Raw genomic sequence first — 15,296 nt, 5'->3', positions numbered from 1 at the left:
ACTGCCGGCAGGTCCCGCCCCGCCTCAGAACGTGTAGCCGACGCGGACCCCGTACAGCCGCGGGCTGCCGGGCACGAAGGTCGGCGTGCCGAACAGCGCGCCGGTATTGCCGGCATCGACGAGGTAGGTCTCATCCGTGAGGTTCTGCACGTAGGCCTGCAGGTCCCAGCCACCGGCCAGGCGCACGCCGGCGTTGAGGTTCAGCAGCCCGAACGCGTCCTGCGAAATCGCCGGGCTATTGTCGTCCTCGAAGAAGACCTTCGCGCGCCAGCTGTAGTTGGGCCGCACATAGAACGCGTGGCCGGCACCGAACGGAAGTTGCCAATCGAGGCCCAGCGCGACCGTGTGCTCCGGGGTCAGGCGGAAGCGGTTGCCGGCCAGTGACTGCGGATTGTCGTCGTCGTCGAGCGCGTTGAACTTCGCGTCGATCCAGCCGTAGTTGAGAAAGCCGCTGAGGCGATCGGTGAAGCGGTTGGTCAGCGCCGCCTCGAAGCCGACCGCGCGCGCATTGCCACCATTGGCGGTGATGAAGAACGGCGTTCCTGACGGATTCTCCACCTGCGCCTGGAAGTTGCTGTAGTCGTAGTAGAACGCGGCCAGGTCGTAGACGAAGCGGCCGTCGCTGGCCGCGCCCTTGAGGCCGACTTCGTAGTTCCCCACGATTTCGGCGTCGACCTGTTCGATCGCCCCGTCGTTGAACTGCAGCAGATCCGGACGCCGGCCGCGCGACACGCTTGCATAGCCGTTGAGATCGTCCGCGAACCGATAGGCCGCCACAGCGCGCCCGACCGCCGACGAGAACGTATCCGATGCCTGCAGGCGCCCGGCCGTGGGCGCGGACAGCGCGTTGGGGAACGCCACGTTGTCAGGGAACGACGGCAAGAACAGGCCGAGCACGCTGGGCGTGCCGTAGTACAGCGCCTCATAGCCCGACGTGATCTCCTCGCGGGTGTAGCGCAGGCCCAGGGTCAGGTCGAAACGATCGGTCATCGACCAGGTGCCGTCGGCGAACGCTTCCAGCGCGCGCACGTCGCCGAAGTTCGCGTATTCCTCGGTGTGCCTCGCCTTCAGCGGCAGCAGCGGCGGCAGGCCCAGCATCTGCTGCAACGCCGGATGCACGTTGATGACCGACAGGCTGGTGTTCGGCGTGCCGTCGGGGTTGAGCAGTGGCACCACCGGCAGCAGCCCGCCGGCAGCCGCGGTCAGTGTCGGCGACAGCAGCGCGTACAGACTGCGCTCGTCGGTGCTGAAGGGCACGCGCTGCGAGCCGGATTCGTCGAACGCGCTGACACCCGCGAAGCCGCGGAAGGCACCGCCTGCATCGTAGTTGAAGCGGATCTCCTGGCTGAACTGGCGGCCTTCAGCGATTTCGGCGAATTCCAGCAGGTCGACCTGCGAGCCGTCACCGTCGAACTGCTCGGTAGAGTCGAAGCGGCGCCAGCCGGTGATCGACGACAGCGTCCAGTCGTCGCTGAGGCGGAACTCCCCGAGTAGCGTCGCGCTGTCGACGGTGCGATCCAGGCCCAGCGCCTCGCCGCGGTTGAGGTCGGCGGCGCTGTCCCAGAATGCGATGCGGCCCTCGCGTGTCGGAATGCTGCCGCTGCGGAACGCGGTGCCCGGCGGCGTGTCGCGCTGGTGGTTGAGGATCAGATCCAGCGTGCCGGTGTCACCGAGATCCCAGCGCAGCGCGCCGCGAATCGCCTGGGTGTCCCGGCCGTTGAGATCGCCACCCGCGAGATTGTCGATCGTGCCGTCACGCTGCTGGTGGAAGACGGCGATGCGTCCGTACAGCGCGTCGTCCACCAGCGGCGTGTTGAGGTGGCCGGTGAAGTAAGTCTCGCCGAAGTTGCCGAAGCCCGCGCGGAACGCGCCGCCGAAAGTGTCGCGCGCCTTGTTCTGGATCAGGTGCACCGCGCCGATCTGCGCGCCGCGTCCGAACAGCGTGCCCTGCGGGCCGCGCAATACCTCGACGCGCTCCATGTCGAACAGTTCGACCACCGAGCCGCGTGAGCGGCTGATCGACACGCCGTCCTGGAACACAGAGACGCGCGGTTCGCTGGTGGCGTCGCCGCTGTCGGAGGTGATGCCGCGGATCACGAAGCCCGGATTGTTGGGGCTCTGCACCTGGGTCTGCAGGCCGGGCACGTAATTGCCCAACTGCTCGAAGCCGTCGATGCCGAGCGCATCGAGAAACTCGCCCGAATAGGCTGTGATCGCGATCGGCACGTCCTGCACCTGCTGCTCGCGCTTCTGCGCGGTGACGACGATCTTGTCCAGCTCCTGCAGCGCCGAAGACGTGGACTGCGCGATCGCCGGCGTGGCGGCGAGCAATGCAAGGCCGGCGAGCAACGGTGGCACGAGTGGATGGACACGGACAGGCATGACGTCGATTCCCCGGTGGTGAACAGCAAACGACCACGATCGACGGTCCGTATTGCGGCAGCTTGATCCGGCGATGACACCCGCATGACGGACACAGTGACAGGTCGCGCAATCGAAGCGTCATGCGCGCGTCGCAGGATGCCCGCTTCGTCCGCTGCCCAATTCCCCATGCATTCGCCCACACGCCGCCGCTTCCTGTCCGCGCTTGTCGTCATCGCGTCGAGCACCGCACTGCCTGCACTCGGCGCCACGCGCGACGTACCGGGGAACGTCTCGCGCACGTTGTTCCCCCAGTCGGTGGCCTCCGGCGATCCGCGCCCGGACCGCGTGCTGTTGTGGACCCGCGTCGCCTCGCCAGTGACGGGGCTCCGCGTGCAGGTCGCCGAGGACGCCGCATTCGAGCGCCTGCGCGTGGACCGCGTGCTCCAGGCGCCGACGGACAGCGACGGCTGCATCAAGGTCCGGGTCGAAGGTCTGACGCCCGCGACCACATATCACTACCGCTTCGTCGTCGAGGACGACGGCACCGCACCGCGCACCTCGCCGCATGGCCGCACGCGCACCGCGCCCGCGCCGGATGCCGACGTACCGCTGCGCTTCGCCTTCATGAGCTGCCAGGACTACGGTGGCCGCTGGTACAACAGCCTGCTGCCGCTGCTCGACGAGGAGCTCGACTTCGTGCTGCATCTCGGCGATTTCATCTACGAGACCGCCGGCGATCCGCAGTTCCAGCAGCAGGACGACACGCGCGCGATCACCTTCGATGATGTCGACGGCGCGATCCGGCTCGAGCGTGGCGGGCGCGCATATTTCGCCGCGCGCAGCCTGCACAACTACCGCCAGCTGCACCGGACGTTCCGCGACGATCCCGTGCTGCAGGCCCTGCTGGAACGCGCGCCGCTGGTCGCGATCTGGGACGACCACGAATTCTCTGACGACTGCTGGCAGGACGTGGGCACCTATCACGACGGCGCCCGCGACGAACGCGATCTCGAGCGCCGGCGCAATGCCGAGCAGGCCTACTTCGAATACCTGCCGGTGGATCTGGAGCTCGCCGACGGCGCGCAGCTGCCGGTCACCCGCGAGCGGTTGTTTCCGAACCTGCAGATCTGGCGCGGCCTGCGCTTCGGCCGCGCACTGGATCTGCTGGTCACCGACTACCGCAGCACGCGTCCGGATCATCCGATTCCCGAAGACGCCTTCCCCGGCGCGCTGGCGTTCGACGAGCCGGCATTGCGTGCGCGCCTGCCGCGCCTCGGCCTCGACCCCGAGCAGGTGCTGGCGACGCTGGTGCCCTACGTGCCACTCGACACGCCGGAGCGCGCACCGCTGCGCGCCGCGGCGCATGCCGGCCTGCTGCACACCGCGCGCTCGGCCGGACTTGCCGACGACGCGGCGCAGCGCTACGCCGATGCCGCGCTGGCGGGCGGCATCGCCTTGCCGGCGCTGGCGCCGCTCCTCGAAGGCTGGAACGCGGCTGCACCGCCCGAAGCGCGCCTGACGCTGCCGGACGCGGCCGGCCTGCCGCGCGGGCTGCCGTGGCTGGCGATGGGAAAGACCGGCGCCTTCAGCGATCTGGGCGCGCGCTACGTGGTCGTGCAGGATGCCTTTGACCTGTTCGCCGCGCTGCACGCGCTCGACGGCGCGGCCTCGCCCTACGGGCCTGCGCAGCGCGACTGGCTGGCGACGCGGATGCGCGACAGCGATGCGCGCTTCAAGGTCGTGGCCAGCTCGGTGTCGTTCACTTCGCTGGTGCTGGACCTGTCGAATCCGGCCCTCGACGCGCCGGCGCCGATGCGCCGACGCTTCTATCTCAACCTCGATCATTGGGACGGCTTTCCGGTCGAGCGCCGACGCCTGTTCGAGGAGGTCTTCGATCCGGCCGGCGGCACCATCCTGCTGTCGGGCGACATCCACGCCAGCTTCGCCACACAGCACAGCGCGGCGACCGTGGAATTCACCGCGCCGGCGGTGTCGTCGGAGACGCTGGCCAGCATCATCGAGCGCAGCGCGTCCGGCGACAGCCCGCAGGCCGACGCTACGCGACGGCTGGCGGCAGCACTCGACGCGGTGGTCCGGCACGGCAATCCGGGCATCCAGCACGCGCGTACGCGGCGCCATGGCGTGGGCCTGGTGCGCATCGCCGGCGATGCGGTCGAAGCCGGATTCATCGAACTGCCCGAGGCGACCAGCCGCAGCCGGCACTACGACGCGCCTGGCCTGATCGACGCGCAGGCCGAACATCACCGCTTCGCATTCTCGCGCGACGACATGCGCCTGCGGCGGACAAGCGGCTCGGCCGATTAGCCAGGCGCATTCCGGCGGCCGGTGCACATCACGCCGGCCTTGTGCATCGGTTGCGGCCTGCTAGGCTCCGCGCAATCGCACAGGAGCCCGCATGTCCGGCCAATCCCAGTTCGCACTGCTGAAGCAGCGCCGTTTCCTGCCCTATTTCACCGTCCAGGCCCTGGGCGCGTTCAACGACAACGTCTACCGCCAGTCGATCATCGCGCTGCTGTTCTTCCTCGGCATCGGCATGTCCGAGCGCACGCTCTACACCAACCTCGCGCCGGCGCTCTTCATCCTGCCCTACTTCCTGTTCTCGGCGATCGCCGGGCAGATCGCCGAAAAAGTGGAGAAGCAGAAGCTCATCGTCATCACGACGGCGATGGAGATCGCGATCATGTCGATCGCGGCCGCGGGCTTTCTGCTCGAGAGCATGCCGGTGCTGCTGGTCGCGCTGTTTTTGACCGGCACGCAGTCCACGCTGTTCGGTCCGGTGAAGTATTCGATCCTGCCATCGGTGCTGCGCCCCGAGGAGCTCACCGGCGGCAACGGCCTGGTCGAGATGGGCACGTCGATCGCGATCCTCGCCGGCATGATCTACGGCGGCCTGGTGTTCAAGATCGCCGGCAGCTTTGGTCCCGAGGCGGCGGCGCTGTCGGTGGTCGCGCTGGCAGTGGCGGGCAACCTGGTCGCGCGGCTGATCCCGAAGGTCGACGCCGGCGCACCCGAACTCAAGGTCAACTGGAATCCGATTCCCGAATCACGCGCGATCATGCGTCTGGCCAAGCGCCAGCTCGCGGTGCGCAACGCGATCCTCGGCGTGTCGTGGTTCTGGTTCGTCGGCACGGTGCTGACCGCGCAGTTGCCGACCTATGCCGAGCTGCATCTGGGCGGCGTGGCCAACGACACCGCGTTGTACATCTTCGCGTTGGCACTGTTCTCGGTCGGCGTCGGCGTCGGATCGCTGCTGTGCGAAAAGCTGTCGGGCCGCTCGGTCGAGATCGGCCTGGTGCCGGTCGGCGCATTCGGCATCACCGCCTTCCTGCTGGACCTGTATTTCGCGCGGCCCGGCGCGCCGCCGTCAACCGGCCTGACGATCGCCCAGTTCCTCGGCGACTGGGCCGGTTGGCGCATCGTCATCGATCTGACCGGCATCGGCATGTTCACCGGCTTCTTCGTCGTGCCGTTGTTCGCACTGATCCAGAGCCGCACGCCGAAGTCGGAGCTCTCGCGCGTGATCGCCGGGCTCAACATCCAGAACTCGCTCTTCATCGTGACCGCCGCGATCCTGGGCGTGCTGTTGCAGATGGACGGTTTCAATATTGGCGGCGTGCGGATTCCGTTGCCGGGCCTGAGCATTCCGCAAGTGTTCCTGGCGCTGGCGATCGCCAACGGCCTCGTCGCGTTGTGGATCTTCACGATCGTGCCCGAGTTCCTGATGCGCTTCGTCAGCATGCTGCTGGTGCGCGTGCTGTACCGGTTGCGCCTGCGCGATATCGAATCTTCGGTGCCGGCCGATGGCCCCGCGCTGATCGTCTGCAACCACGTCAGCTACATGGACGCGCTGATCCTGTCGGCGGCGATTCCGCGACCGGTGCGCTTCGTCATGTACTACCGCATCTTCAAGGTGCCGGGCATGCACTGGATCTTCCGGCATGCGAAGGCGATTCCGATCGCAGGCGCGAAAGAAGACCCCGAGCTGATGCAGCGCGCGTTCGACGCGGTGGATGCGGCGCTGGCGGAGGGCGAGCTGGTGGGCATCTTCCCGGAAGGGAAATTGACCCGCGACGGTGAGATCGCCGCGTTCAAATCAGGTGTCGAGCGCATCCTCGAACGCGCCGCCGCCCGCGGTCAGCGCGTGCCGGTCGTACCGATGGCACTGCGTGGCATGTGGTCGAGCATGTGGAGCCATCGCGATTCACGCATGGGCCGCATGCGCGTGCCCCGCCGCGCGCGCGCGCATGTCGATGTCGTCGCCGGACCGCGGATCGAAGACGGCGCGTCGATCGATGCCGGCACGCTCGAAGCGCAGGTCCGGATGTTGCGCGGCGACGCCGCCTGAGGCGCGCCGCGCCGCCGCAGTCGCCACCTCTGGCGCTACAGTATGGCGTCCCCGTCCACGGACGGCGGTCACCGACAGTTCCCATCCGTCGCAGCACAAAGGAGTTTTTTGATGAGTTCGATTCCGCCGCCGCCACCCGGCACCTACGGCACGCCGGAGGCGCCGCTGCCCGGCTCCCCGATCGCCCCTGGCACCGTGCCCAACTATCTCGCCTGGTCGATCGTCGTGACCGTGCTGTCGCTGTGCCTGTGCTGCATCGTCGGCACGATTCCGGGCATCGTCGCCATCGTGTTCTCGGCGAAGGTCAACACGCTGCTCGGCCAGGGCGATCTGGCCGGCGCCCAGCGCGCGTCGAATACCGCCAAGGTCTGGTGCTGGGTCACGACCGGCCTGTGCATCGTCGGTCTGCTGTGGACGATCTACTCGCTGACCCTCGGCGGCGGCATGGCGCAGTACCAGATGATTCTCGACCAGATGCAGGCCGGCGGCTGATGTCGCTGGCCGGCAGCCACGCGCCGCGCCGCATCCGTGCCTCGACCGTCGCCCTCGCAGGCGGCGGCGTGGCACTGGCGGCGACCGGCGCGTGGCTGCTGCGCACCTTCGATCCGAACGCGCCCGGCAATCCGTTTCCGCCGTGCATGTTCTACAGCGCCACCGGCTGGCACTGCCCGGCCTGTGGCCTGACGCGTTGCCTGCACGCGCTGGCCCATGGCGATCTGCCGCGTGCGTTCTCGATGAACCCGCTGCTGTTCGCGCTGCTCGCGCTGGCACCTCTGTTCGCCGCCTGGCATCTGGGCTGGCGACCTCACTGGCTGCAGCGGCTCGCGCGCGCCGCCTCCGACCCCAAACCCTGGATCGCGCTCGTGCTCGTCTACTGGGTCGCGCGCAACCTGCCGTGGTTTCCGTTCACCCTGCTCGCCCCCGGCTGAGCACGCGCGAGCGTCCCGCTATGCTTGCGGGCCCAGCGGGCCGTTGCGGCCTCTCATCGATCAAGGGAATGCGCGATGTCCTCGGAGCCCGCGTCACCGCAGGTGCAACACGTCCACCACCACTACGTGCCGGTCAAATCCGGTGGCACCGCCGCAGTGCTAGAGCTGCTGCCTGGCATTTTCCTGCAGACCTTCGGTATCGGACATCTCTACGCGGGCAATGTGGGAACCGGCCTGCTCTTCATGTTCGGCTACTGGTGCGTCGCCTTCATCAACCTGCTGCTGTGCTTCGTGGTGATCGGTTTCTTCACCTGGCCGATCTGCTGGGCGGTGACAGCGATCGTCTCGACCGTCATCGCGTCCAACTCGGTCAAGACCCGACGCGCCTGAAGCGCATGGGTCCGCAGCGGGATGTCAGCCTGTCCGGCCGGCATGCCAGTGCGCGATCAGCCAGCGCGAGATTGACGACCTCGGCGAGAGCTTCAATTCCGGGTGCGCATCGCGCAGCGCGGCGCCGACGGTCTCGACGTCGAACCAGCGCGCGTCCTCCAGCTCGTCGGTGACCTGCGGCACATCGGGACCGGCATCGGCGATGAAGCCGAGCATCAGCGAGGCCGGGAATGGCCACGGCTGCGACGCGAGATAGCGACAACCGGTCACGCGCACCGCGCTTTCTTCGAACACTTCGCGCACGACGGTCTGCTCGAGCGTCTCGCCGGGCTCGACGAAACCGGCCAAGGTCGAATAGCGCCCCGGCGGCCACGCCGCCTGGCGCCCCAGCAACAGACGCGACCCGTCGGTGACCGCGACGATCACTGCCGGGTCGGTACGCGGGTAATGCTCGATGCCGCAGCCGGTGCAGCGCCCCAGCCAGCCGGCACGCGCATATTCGAGCGGCGCACCGCAGGCGCCGCAGAAGCGGTGGCGATCGCGCCAGTGCAGCACGGCGCGCGCCTGCGCGAAGGCGGTTGCCTCGCGGACCGGCCATTGCGCGGCCGCCGCGCGCAGGTCGATCGTCGCGTGCACATCCAGCGTGGCGGGCGCATCGACGGCCGGGAGTGCGAACCAGCCCTGCGCATCGTGCAGGCCGAGGAACACCGCCGATGCGGGCCGCGTGCCGACCACGGTGCCGTCCAGCGCAGGCGGCATGCCGTGCGCATCGACGCGGGCGTCGCCCTTCGCATCGAGCACCAGCACGCGCGCTTCCGGCCACAGGCGGGCCAGCGCACGGGAATCGGTCCGGAGATGTTCTGCGCGATCGAGCGGCGCGTCGACGAAGCTGAAGTCCATGCGTCGATTATCGCCCCGGGCGGTGTCGCAGTGGCGACACGCGCGCGGCGCGGCTCAGACGTTGAAGCTGCTGCCGCAGCCGCAGGTCGACTTGGCGTTCGGGTTGCGGATCGTGAACTGCGCGCCGTGCAGACTTTCGACGTAATCGACGGAGGCGCCCATGAGGTACTGCAGACTGAGCGGGTCGACCACCAGGGTCACATCGTCGGTGACCACGGCCAGATCGTCCTCGGTGCGCTGCTCGTCGAACTCGAAACCGTACTGGAACCCCGAGCAGCCACCGCCCTGGATATACACGCGCAGGTTGAGCGCACTGTTGCCCTCGCCTTCGATCAGCTCGCGCACCTTGGCCGCCGCCGCCGGCGTGAAATCGAGCGGGCGCTCGAGCGACTGGTAGCCGGGGCCTTCGATGGTGAGCACGTCATTCATGGCACACAGGATGGGGCTGCGCACCCCCCGCTTCAAGCGCCGGGCGCGGAACGCGGCGTCACGTCGGCCCAGCTGAACGGACGCTCGACCGCGCTGCCGCGCTCCGGCTCGAGCCGGACGACCACACGCAGCGGCTGGAAGCCCGGCGGCAGCACGATGTCGCCCTCGACCTGCTGGAAGTACTTGAACGAGTACGCCACGCGATCGGCATCGTCGCGCTGGCGCAACTGATCCCAGTCCAGCGTCTCCAGGCGTCCGTCGCGGGTCCCTTCGACCGACAAGCGCATCGTGCCAACGCTGGCTTCCTCGCGGCTCAGGCTCTGGGTCAGCGTCGCGGTGTAGTGCCAGCCCTGGTCGGTGCGCGGCTGCATGCGCAGTTCGTGCACGGTCAGCCCCCTGCGCTGCGCGGTCGCGCCGACGAAACGTTCGTAGAACGCGACATCGGCCCGCAGCGCGGCGATCTCCTCGTCACGTTCGGCCAGCGTGCCCTGCAGTTCCCGATTCGCATCGCGGCTGATCTGGTCGGAGCGGGTCAGCGTGGACACCTGCTGCTGCAGGGCTTCGAGTTCGGCCTGTTGCGCGGCGAGCGCGCGCTGCGGATTGTCCGAACTCGGCGAGAACGCCTGCCACGCGCCCCAGATGCCGAACAGCAACGCGAGCGCCACGACAACCCCGAGCGTCATCACGATGCGCGGACCACGCAGGCGGCGGCTGGCGGTCGAGGGCTTGGTGGCAGGAGGCGGGGCGTCGGTCATCGCCACGGTATAGCCAGCGCCGTCGCGCCACGTCAAGGTAAAGCCGGTCCTATACTCGCCGGCGTTGTGTACCCGTTGTCGTTCGCCACGGAGCGTCGCGATGTCCGAAGCCCACCTGTTCGCTGCCGGCGTGCTGCTCGCCTGGCTGGCCGGCGTGCGCGCTTACCTGACGGTGTTCGGTGTGGGCCTGGCCGGCATGTGCGGCTGGCTGGATCTGCCTCCGGCGCTCGAAGCCGCCGCCTCGCCGTGGGTGCTGGGCGTATCGGGCGTGCTGGCGCTGGTGGAGTTTTTCGCCGACAAGATTCCGGGTGTCGATTCGGGCTGGGACCTGCTGCAGACGCTGGCGCGCGTGCCCGCCGGCGCGTTTCTCGCCGCCGCGACGTTGTCGCCCGATGGCGACCTCGGCGCCGGCATGCTCGCCACCGGCGCCGGTGTGGCCCTGACCAGTCATGTACTCAAGGCCGGCGGCCGTTTGCTGCTCAATGCCTCGCCCGAGCCGGTGAGCAACGTGGCCGCGTCGACAACCGAGGACGTCGTCACCCTCGGCGCGCTGTCGCTCGCACTCGTGTCGCCGTGGCTCGCGCTCGCGCTGGTGGCTGCGTTCGCCGTGCCTGGCGCGTTGGCGGTGTGGTGGCTGTGGCGACGCCTCGCGCGCCGCGCGCCGCGGCCTGCGCGCGGCTGATCGGCGCCCGTGCGGACGCCCGCGCCCAGCCGTTTGACGCCGCGGCGCAGACGCGGCCGGTAGAGTTGCCTCCGCCCCCGCATCGCGTCACAGTGCCGCTCCTATGTCCGAAGCCGACAGCAAGCAACGCGCCGAGTTTCCGCCGACCGCCTATTGGCGGCGCTGGGTCGCCGACGCCGGTCAACCCATGTTGCCGGGCGCTCCCGATGAGCCTGCCGCGACCCGCTCCCCATCCGCCGGCGCGCAGCCGGGCGATGCGATCGAAGTGCCGCACCGCGTGCTGGTGGTCGAGGACGATCCCAGCCAGGCCCTGTTTGCCGAGAGCGTGCTCAACGGCGCCGGCCTGCAGGCGCGCGTGGTGTCGGTGGCCACCGGGTTCATGGCGGCGCTGGCCGAGTTCCAGCCCGATCTGGTGCTGATGGATCTGCACATGCCGGGCATGGACGGTTCCGAATTGACTGCGCAGCTGCGTGGCCAGGCGGCGTTCTCGCATATCCCGGTGGTGTTCCTGACCGGCGACGCCGATCCCGAACGGCAGTTCGAAGCGCTCGAGGTCGGCGCCGATGATTTCCTGACCAAACCGGTCCGCCCGCGCCATCTGATCGCCGCGGTGCAGAACCGCATCCGCCGCGCCCGCGCGCTGCAGCAGATGCCCGACCCTGGTCGCCACGCGGTGACCGGGCTCAACAGCCGCCTGCAGCTGCTGCAGCAACTGGCCGACGCGATTCCCGCCACACCACGTGGCGCGCTCGGGTTCGTCGAGATCGAAGGCATCACCGCACTGCGTGACCGCTACGGCTATGCGTGCCTGGAAACCATCCTGACCGATGCCGGACGTCATCTGCGCACGTTGGTGGGCGACGCATCGGCGACACGCCTCAACGACAACACCTTCCTGGTGTTCGCGCCGGATGTGGCACGGATCGACCTCGACGCCTGGGCACGCGGCTTGCGCGACGGCATCGGCAGTCATCCGTTTCCGCTCGCCGACCAGACCATCCGCCTGCGCGCGCTGGTCGGCTATGCGGATCTGGTGAATGGCTATGACGAGCCCGGCAGCGCCCTGGCCGCGGCCGAGCAGGCATTGCGCGAATCGCGCGGCACGCCGGTCGGCATTGCCGTGCACATGCCGGCGCCGCGCGTGGCGCCGGGCGAGGCCCAGGGTGGCCTGGGCGACGATTTGCGCGACGCCCTTGACGAGCAGCGCATCGAGCTCGCATTCCAGCCGATCGTGGCCGTCGCCGGTGGTGACGAAGCCCAGTACCAGACGCTGCTGCGATTGCGCGGTCGCGATGGCGAACTGCATTCGGCCGCGCGCGTGCTGCCGGCCGCGGAACTGGCCGGCCTGCTGCTCGAGATCGATCGCCGGGTCATCGAACTGGCGCTGGCCACACAGGTCGAGCGGCAGCGGCTCGGCAGTCCCATGCGGCTGTTCGTGTCGCAGTCTTCGCGCAGCCTGATCCAGGCGGGCTATGCCGACTGGCTGGTGCAGCAGATCGAGGCCGCCGGCGTACCGGGCGCGTCGCTGGTCATCGACGTACGTCAGGACGACGCGCTGATCCACGCCCTGTCGCTGCAGGATTTCTGCGCCCGTATGGGACCTGCAGGCGTGCAGCTGTGCCTCGGCCAGTACAGCGCGAGCGAGGAGGCGGACGCGCTGCTGGCGCAGCTGCCGCTGGGCTTCGTCCGCCTTGCTGCGCGCTACTCACGCCAGCTCGACGAACCCCGCATCCGCGACGAGATGCGCGCGGCGGTGGAACGCGCGCACCGGCTCGGGCTGCAGGTGATCGGCCAGCAGGTCGAGGATCCCCAGGCCGCAGCAACACTGTGGATGAGCGGCATCGACTTCATCCAGGGCAACCTCGTCCAGCGCGTGGCGAACGTGCTGGACTTCGACTTCCACCACTCCGTGCTCTAGCACGCCGTGACTCCATGATCGCGCGCCGTCGCCCTTCTGCCGTGGTGCTGCGCTGGCTCGCGCTCGGAGCCGCCGCCAGCGCCGCTTTGACGATGGCGCTGGCCGCGTTGGGGGTGCCGGGCCCGTGGCAACTGCTCGCGCTGGGGTGCTCGCTGATCGCGGTCGGGGCTTCGATCGGGGTCAGCGTGCATATGCACCAGAGCGTGCGCGAGCTCGAGGCCGCCGACGAGCGTCTGCGCCAGGATGAACTCGCACTCGGCGAGCTGCACCGCGAGCTCGAAGAGCGCACCGAACTCGAACAGGAGCTGCGACGGGCCAAGCAGGCGGCCGAATCGGCGGTGATGGCGAAAGGCGAATTTCTCGCCACGATGAGCCACGAGATCCGCACGCCGCTCAATGGCATCACGCCGATGCTCGACCTGCTGATGCATGCAAAGCTCGCGCCCGACCACGCCGAGCTGGTGCGCACGGCCTTCCTGTCGTCGCAGCAGATGCAGCGCATCGTCGACGACATCCTCGACTATTCCAAGCTCGAGTCGAACAAGCTCGAACTCGAGGTCACCGGTTTCAACCTGCGCGAGTTGATGGACGGCGTGATCCAGGTCATGGAGCGCGCCGCGCAGAGCAAGGGTCTGCGGCTGGGCCTGCAGATCGATCCGGCCGTGCGCCTGCCGGTGCGCGGCGATCCGGTCCGCCTGCGCCAGGTACTGGGCAACCTGATCAGCAATGCGGTGAAGTTCACCGAGCGCGGCAGCGTGTCGGTGCACGTGCGCAGGCTGGGCGAAACCGCGGCGCTGCATCAGCTGCGCTTCGAGGTCCGCGATACCGGCATCGGCATCAGCACCGAGGGCCGCGTGCGTCTGTTCAAGGCCTTCAGTCAGGCCGATGCGTCGACGACGCGCCTCTACGGCGGCACCGGCCTCGGCTTGGCGATCTCGCGCCGCATCGTCGAACTGATGGATGGGCGCATCGGCGTGGACTCTGAACCGGGCGCCGGCTCGACGTTCTGGTTCGAGGTTCCGCTGCGCAAGGCGCAAGGCGACATGCCGGTTGCGGATGCCACCCCACGGGAGGGTCGCGCGCTGCTGCTGAGTGCGGATCCGCGCCTGCGACTGCGCCTGAGCATGCTGCTGCCCAACTGGGGGCTCCGCGTGAGTTCGGTGGAAACCACCCAGGAAGCCCTCGACCGTTTGCGCACGGCCGCGGGCCAAGGGGCGCCCTGGGCCTACTCGGTGGTCGTCGCCGACCTCGCCGGCATGCGTAACACCGCGGTCGCGCTGTATCGCAACGTGACCCGGCAGGCGGCATATGGCGAGCTGCGCCTGGTGTGCCTGTATGGCGACGAGCCGGTGGCCGGGGAACTGCGCCAGGGCGCGACGCTGCTGAGTCGGCAGTCGCCCGATGCCGACCTGCGCGAAGCAGTGCTCGGGATCGACGGCCCACCGGCGCCGGTGGATATGCCCGGCAGCGGATCAGTCGAAGCGCCGCCGAGCCTGCACGCCTCCGACATCGGGCAGCGGATGCCCGACGTGCCGCCGCCCTCGATCCCCGTGCCCGGGTCCACATCCGCGACCACGCCGGTCTCCGAAGGCGCATCCGAGGTCGGCCGCGGCAACGGGCCACGCAAGCCGCGCGTGCTGCTGGTCGAAGACAATCCGGTCAACCTGATGGTCGGCCAGCGGCTGCTGTCGGTGCTCGGCATCACCTGCGACACCGCCAGCAACGGCGAGGCCGCGCTGCTGCGCATCGCCGCATCGCGCTACGACATCGTGCTGATGGACTGCCAGATGCCGGTCATGGACGGCTACACCGCCACCCGGCGCTGGCGCGAGCACGAGGCCAGCGAACGCAGCGCGCGCCGACTGCCGATCATCGCGATGACCGCAAACGCGATGGCAGGCGACCGCCAGAAATGCCTGGATGCAGGCATGGACGACTATCTCGCCAAGCCGGTCACACGCAGCGAGCTCGAACGCGCGCTCTACCGATGGTGGAATCAGGAGACCGCAGCCACCTCCGAGCCCGAGGCACCCGCCGCGGTGATGATCAGCGAGCCGATGTCGCCTGCGGAGTGGACCGCGCCATCACAGCCGGTGGCCGAGCCATCGGACGCGGTGGACGCTGAGCCGATGCCGATCGTCTCCCTCACGGCTACGCCGGTTGCGGACCGCGTGCCGTTGCCGCCGGTGATCGACCACGAAGTCCTCGATGACCTGCGCAGCGTGCTCGGCGACGAAGTCGACCGCTTGGTCGACATGTTCCTCGACGACACGCCACGGCTGCTCACGGCGCTGGAAAACGCGGTCGATGGCCCGGATTACGATGGGCTGCGCGAGGCCGCGCATTCGTTGAAATCGTCGAGTGCGAATCTGGGCGCCATGTCGCTGTCGGCCGCGGCGCGCAGGATCGAGGCCGGGGCCCGCGAGGGCAATCTGGAACGTCCAGCCGTGGCCGTGGCGCTGGTGTCCAACGAGTTCGCACGCGCGCGGCGCATGCTGCGCGAAGGCCGCGTGTCGGGCACGGCCTGAGACCGGCGTGCGCCGCAGGCGGGCGCACGCCTTCG

General features: G+C 68.9%; 12 protein-coding genes. 8 read left to right on the top strand and 4 right to left on the bottom strand.

All coding sequences use genetic code 11. The features are described 5' to 3' along the window. Positions 1–24: 24 nt before the first annotated feature. A complete protein-coding gene (locus tag J2X52_RS09240) occupies positions 25–2,382 on the bottom strand; it encodes a TonB-dependent receptor (RefSeq protein WP_310151990.1) in 2,358 nt (785 codons plus the stop codon). A gap of 168 nt (positions 2,383–2,550) precedes the next feature. On the opposite strand from J2X52_RS09240, the gene J2X52_RS09235 reads away from it, so the two are divergent. From J2X52_RS09235 to J2X52_RS09215, 5 genes are all read left to right on the top strand, one after another. Next, positions 2,551–4,689, top strand: a complete 2,139-nt coding sequence (locus J2X52_RS09235) for an alkaline phosphatase D family protein (protein ID WP_310151987.1) — start codon at positions 2,551–2,553, stop codon at positions 4,687–4,689. 91 nt (positions 4,690–4,780) lie between these two features. After that, positions 4,781–6,730 carry an MFS transporter gene (locus tag J2X52_RS09230; protein WP_310151985.1) on the top strand — a complete coding sequence of 650 codons (1,950 nt, stop codon included), beginning with the start codon at positions 4,781–4,783 and terminating at the stop codon, positions 6,728–6,730. A 111-nt stretch (positions 6,731–6,841) separates the two neighbouring features. Next, positions 6,842–7,222 carry a CD225/dispanin family protein gene (locus tag J2X52_RS09225; protein ID WP_310151982.1) on the top strand — a complete coding sequence of 127 codons (381 nt, stop codon included), beginning with the start codon at positions 6,842–6,844 and terminating at the stop codon, positions 7,220–7,222. Beyond that, entirely contained in the window at positions 7,222–7,659 is a 438-nt protein-coding gene (locus J2X52_RS09220) for a DUF2752 domain-containing protein (RefSeq protein WP_310151980.1), read from the top strand. The genes J2X52_RS09225 and J2X52_RS09220 overlap by 1 nt, the downstream gene beginning before the upstream one ends. A 75-nt stretch (positions 7,660–7,734) precedes the next feature. After that, the gene (locus J2X52_RS09215; protein ID WP_310151977.1) at positions 7,735–8,049 is read left to right on the top strand and encodes a hypothetical protein; all 315 of its coding nucleotides are present in this window, start codon (positions 7,735–7,737) and stop codon (positions 8,047–8,049) included. Between the two features lie 24 nt (positions 8,050–8,073). Here the strand turns inward: J2X52_RS09215 and nudC are convergent, their stop codons facing one another. Genes nudC through J2X52_RS09200 form a run of 3 tightly spaced genes read right to left on the bottom strand, consistent with a single transcriptional unit; the run spans position 8,074 to position 10,133 of the window. After that, complete coding sequence (gene nudC / locus J2X52_RS09210) at positions 8,074–8,949, bottom strand: NAD(+) diphosphatase (RefSeq protein WP_310151974.1); 876 nt, start codon at positions 8,947–8,949, stop codon at positions 8,074–8,076. Between the two features lie 54 nt (positions 8,950–9,003). After that, positions 9,004–9,378, bottom strand: a complete 375-nt coding sequence (erpA, locus tag J2X52_RS09205) for an iron-sulfur cluster insertion protein ErpA (protein ID WP_310151971.1) — start codon at positions 9,376–9,378, stop codon at positions 9,004–9,006. Positions 9,379–9,410: 32 nt separating this feature from the next. Next, a complete protein-coding gene (locus J2X52_RS09200; RefSeq protein WP_310151968.1) occupies positions 9,411–10,133 on the bottom strand; it encodes a DUF6776 family protein in 723 nt (240 codons plus the stop codon). A 100-nt stretch (positions 10,134–10,233) separates the two neighbouring features. On the opposite strand from J2X52_RS09200, the gene J2X52_RS09195 reads away from it, so the two are divergent. The 3 genes from J2X52_RS09195 (at position 10,234) to J2X52_RS09185 (ending at position 15,261) form a co-directional block, all read left to right on the top strand. Beyond that, complete coding sequence (locus J2X52_RS09195; protein ID WP_310151965.1) at positions 10,234–10,815, top strand: DUF4126 domain-containing protein; 582 nt, start codon at positions 10,234–10,236, stop codon at positions 10,813–10,815. A 103-nt stretch (positions 10,816–10,918) separates the two neighbouring features. Next, the gene (locus tag J2X52_RS09190; protein WP_310151960.1) at positions 10,919–12,733 is read left to right on the top strand and encodes an EAL domain-containing protein; all 1,815 of its coding nucleotides are present in this window, start codon (positions 10,919–10,921) and stop codon (positions 12,731–12,733) included. A 14-nt stretch (positions 12,734–12,747) separates the two neighbouring features. Further along, complete coding sequence (locus tag J2X52_RS09185) at positions 12,748–15,261, top strand: ATP-binding protein (RefSeq protein WP_310151957.1); 2,514 nt, start codon at positions 12,748–12,750, stop codon at positions 15,259–15,261. Positions 15,262–15,296: the final 35 nt, after the last annotated feature.

The organism is Luteimonas sp. 3794 (assembly GCF_031456825.1).
Taxonomy (GTDB): domain Bacteria; phylum Pseudomonadota; class Gammaproteobacteria; order Xanthomonadales; family Xanthomonadaceae; genus Luteimonas.
The sequence above is the reverse complement of the archived record's forward strand: the minus strand, read 5'-3'. Positions and strand labels throughout refer to the sequence as shown.

Coding starts and splice junctions, on each gene's coding strand:
- J2X52_RS09185 (WP_310151957.1), top strand. CDS start 12,748: ATGATCGCGCGCCGTCGCCCTTCTGCCGTGGTGCTGCGCTGGCTCGCG.
- erpA (WP_310151971.1), bottom strand. CDS start 9,378: ATGAATGACGTGCTCACCATCGAAGGCCCCGGCTACCAGTCGCTCGAG.
- J2X52_RS09240 (WP_310151990.1), bottom strand. CDS start 2,382: ATGCCTGTCCGTGTCCATCCACTCGTGCCACCGTTGCTCGCCGGCCTT.
- J2X52_RS09200 (WP_310151968.1), bottom strand. CDS start 10,133: ATGACCGACGCCCCGCCTCCTGCCACCAAGCCCTCGACCGCCAGCCGC.
- J2X52_RS09215 (WP_310151977.1), top strand. CDS start 7,735: ATGTCCTCGGAGCCCGCGTCACCGCAGGTGCAACACGTCCACCACCAC.
- J2X52_RS09220 (WP_310151980.1), top strand. CDS start 7,222: ATGTCGCTGGCCGGCAGCCACGCGCCGCGCCGCATCCGTGCCTCGACC.
- J2X52_RS09190 (WP_310151960.1), top strand. CDS start 10,919: ATGTCCGAAGCCGACAGCAAGCAACGCGCCGAGTTTCCGCCGACCGCC.
- J2X52_RS09195 (WP_310151965.1), top strand. CDS start 10,234: ATGTCCGAAGCCCACCTGTTCGCTGCCGGCGTGCTGCTCGCCTGGCTG.
- J2X52_RS09225 (WP_310151982.1), top strand. CDS start 6,842: ATGAGTTCGATTCCGCCGCCGCCACCCGGCACCTACGGCACGCCGGAG.
- J2X52_RS09230 (WP_310151985.1), top strand. CDS start 4,781: ATGTCCGGCCAATCCCAGTTCGCACTGCTGAAGCAGCGCCGTTTCCTG.
- nudC (WP_310151974.1), bottom strand. CDS start 8,949: ATGGACTTCAGCTTCGTCGACGCGCCGCTCGATCGCGCAGAACATCTC.
- J2X52_RS09235 (WP_310151987.1), top strand. CDS start 2,551: ATGCATTCGCCCACACGCCGCCGCTTCCTGTCCGCGCTTGTCGTCATC.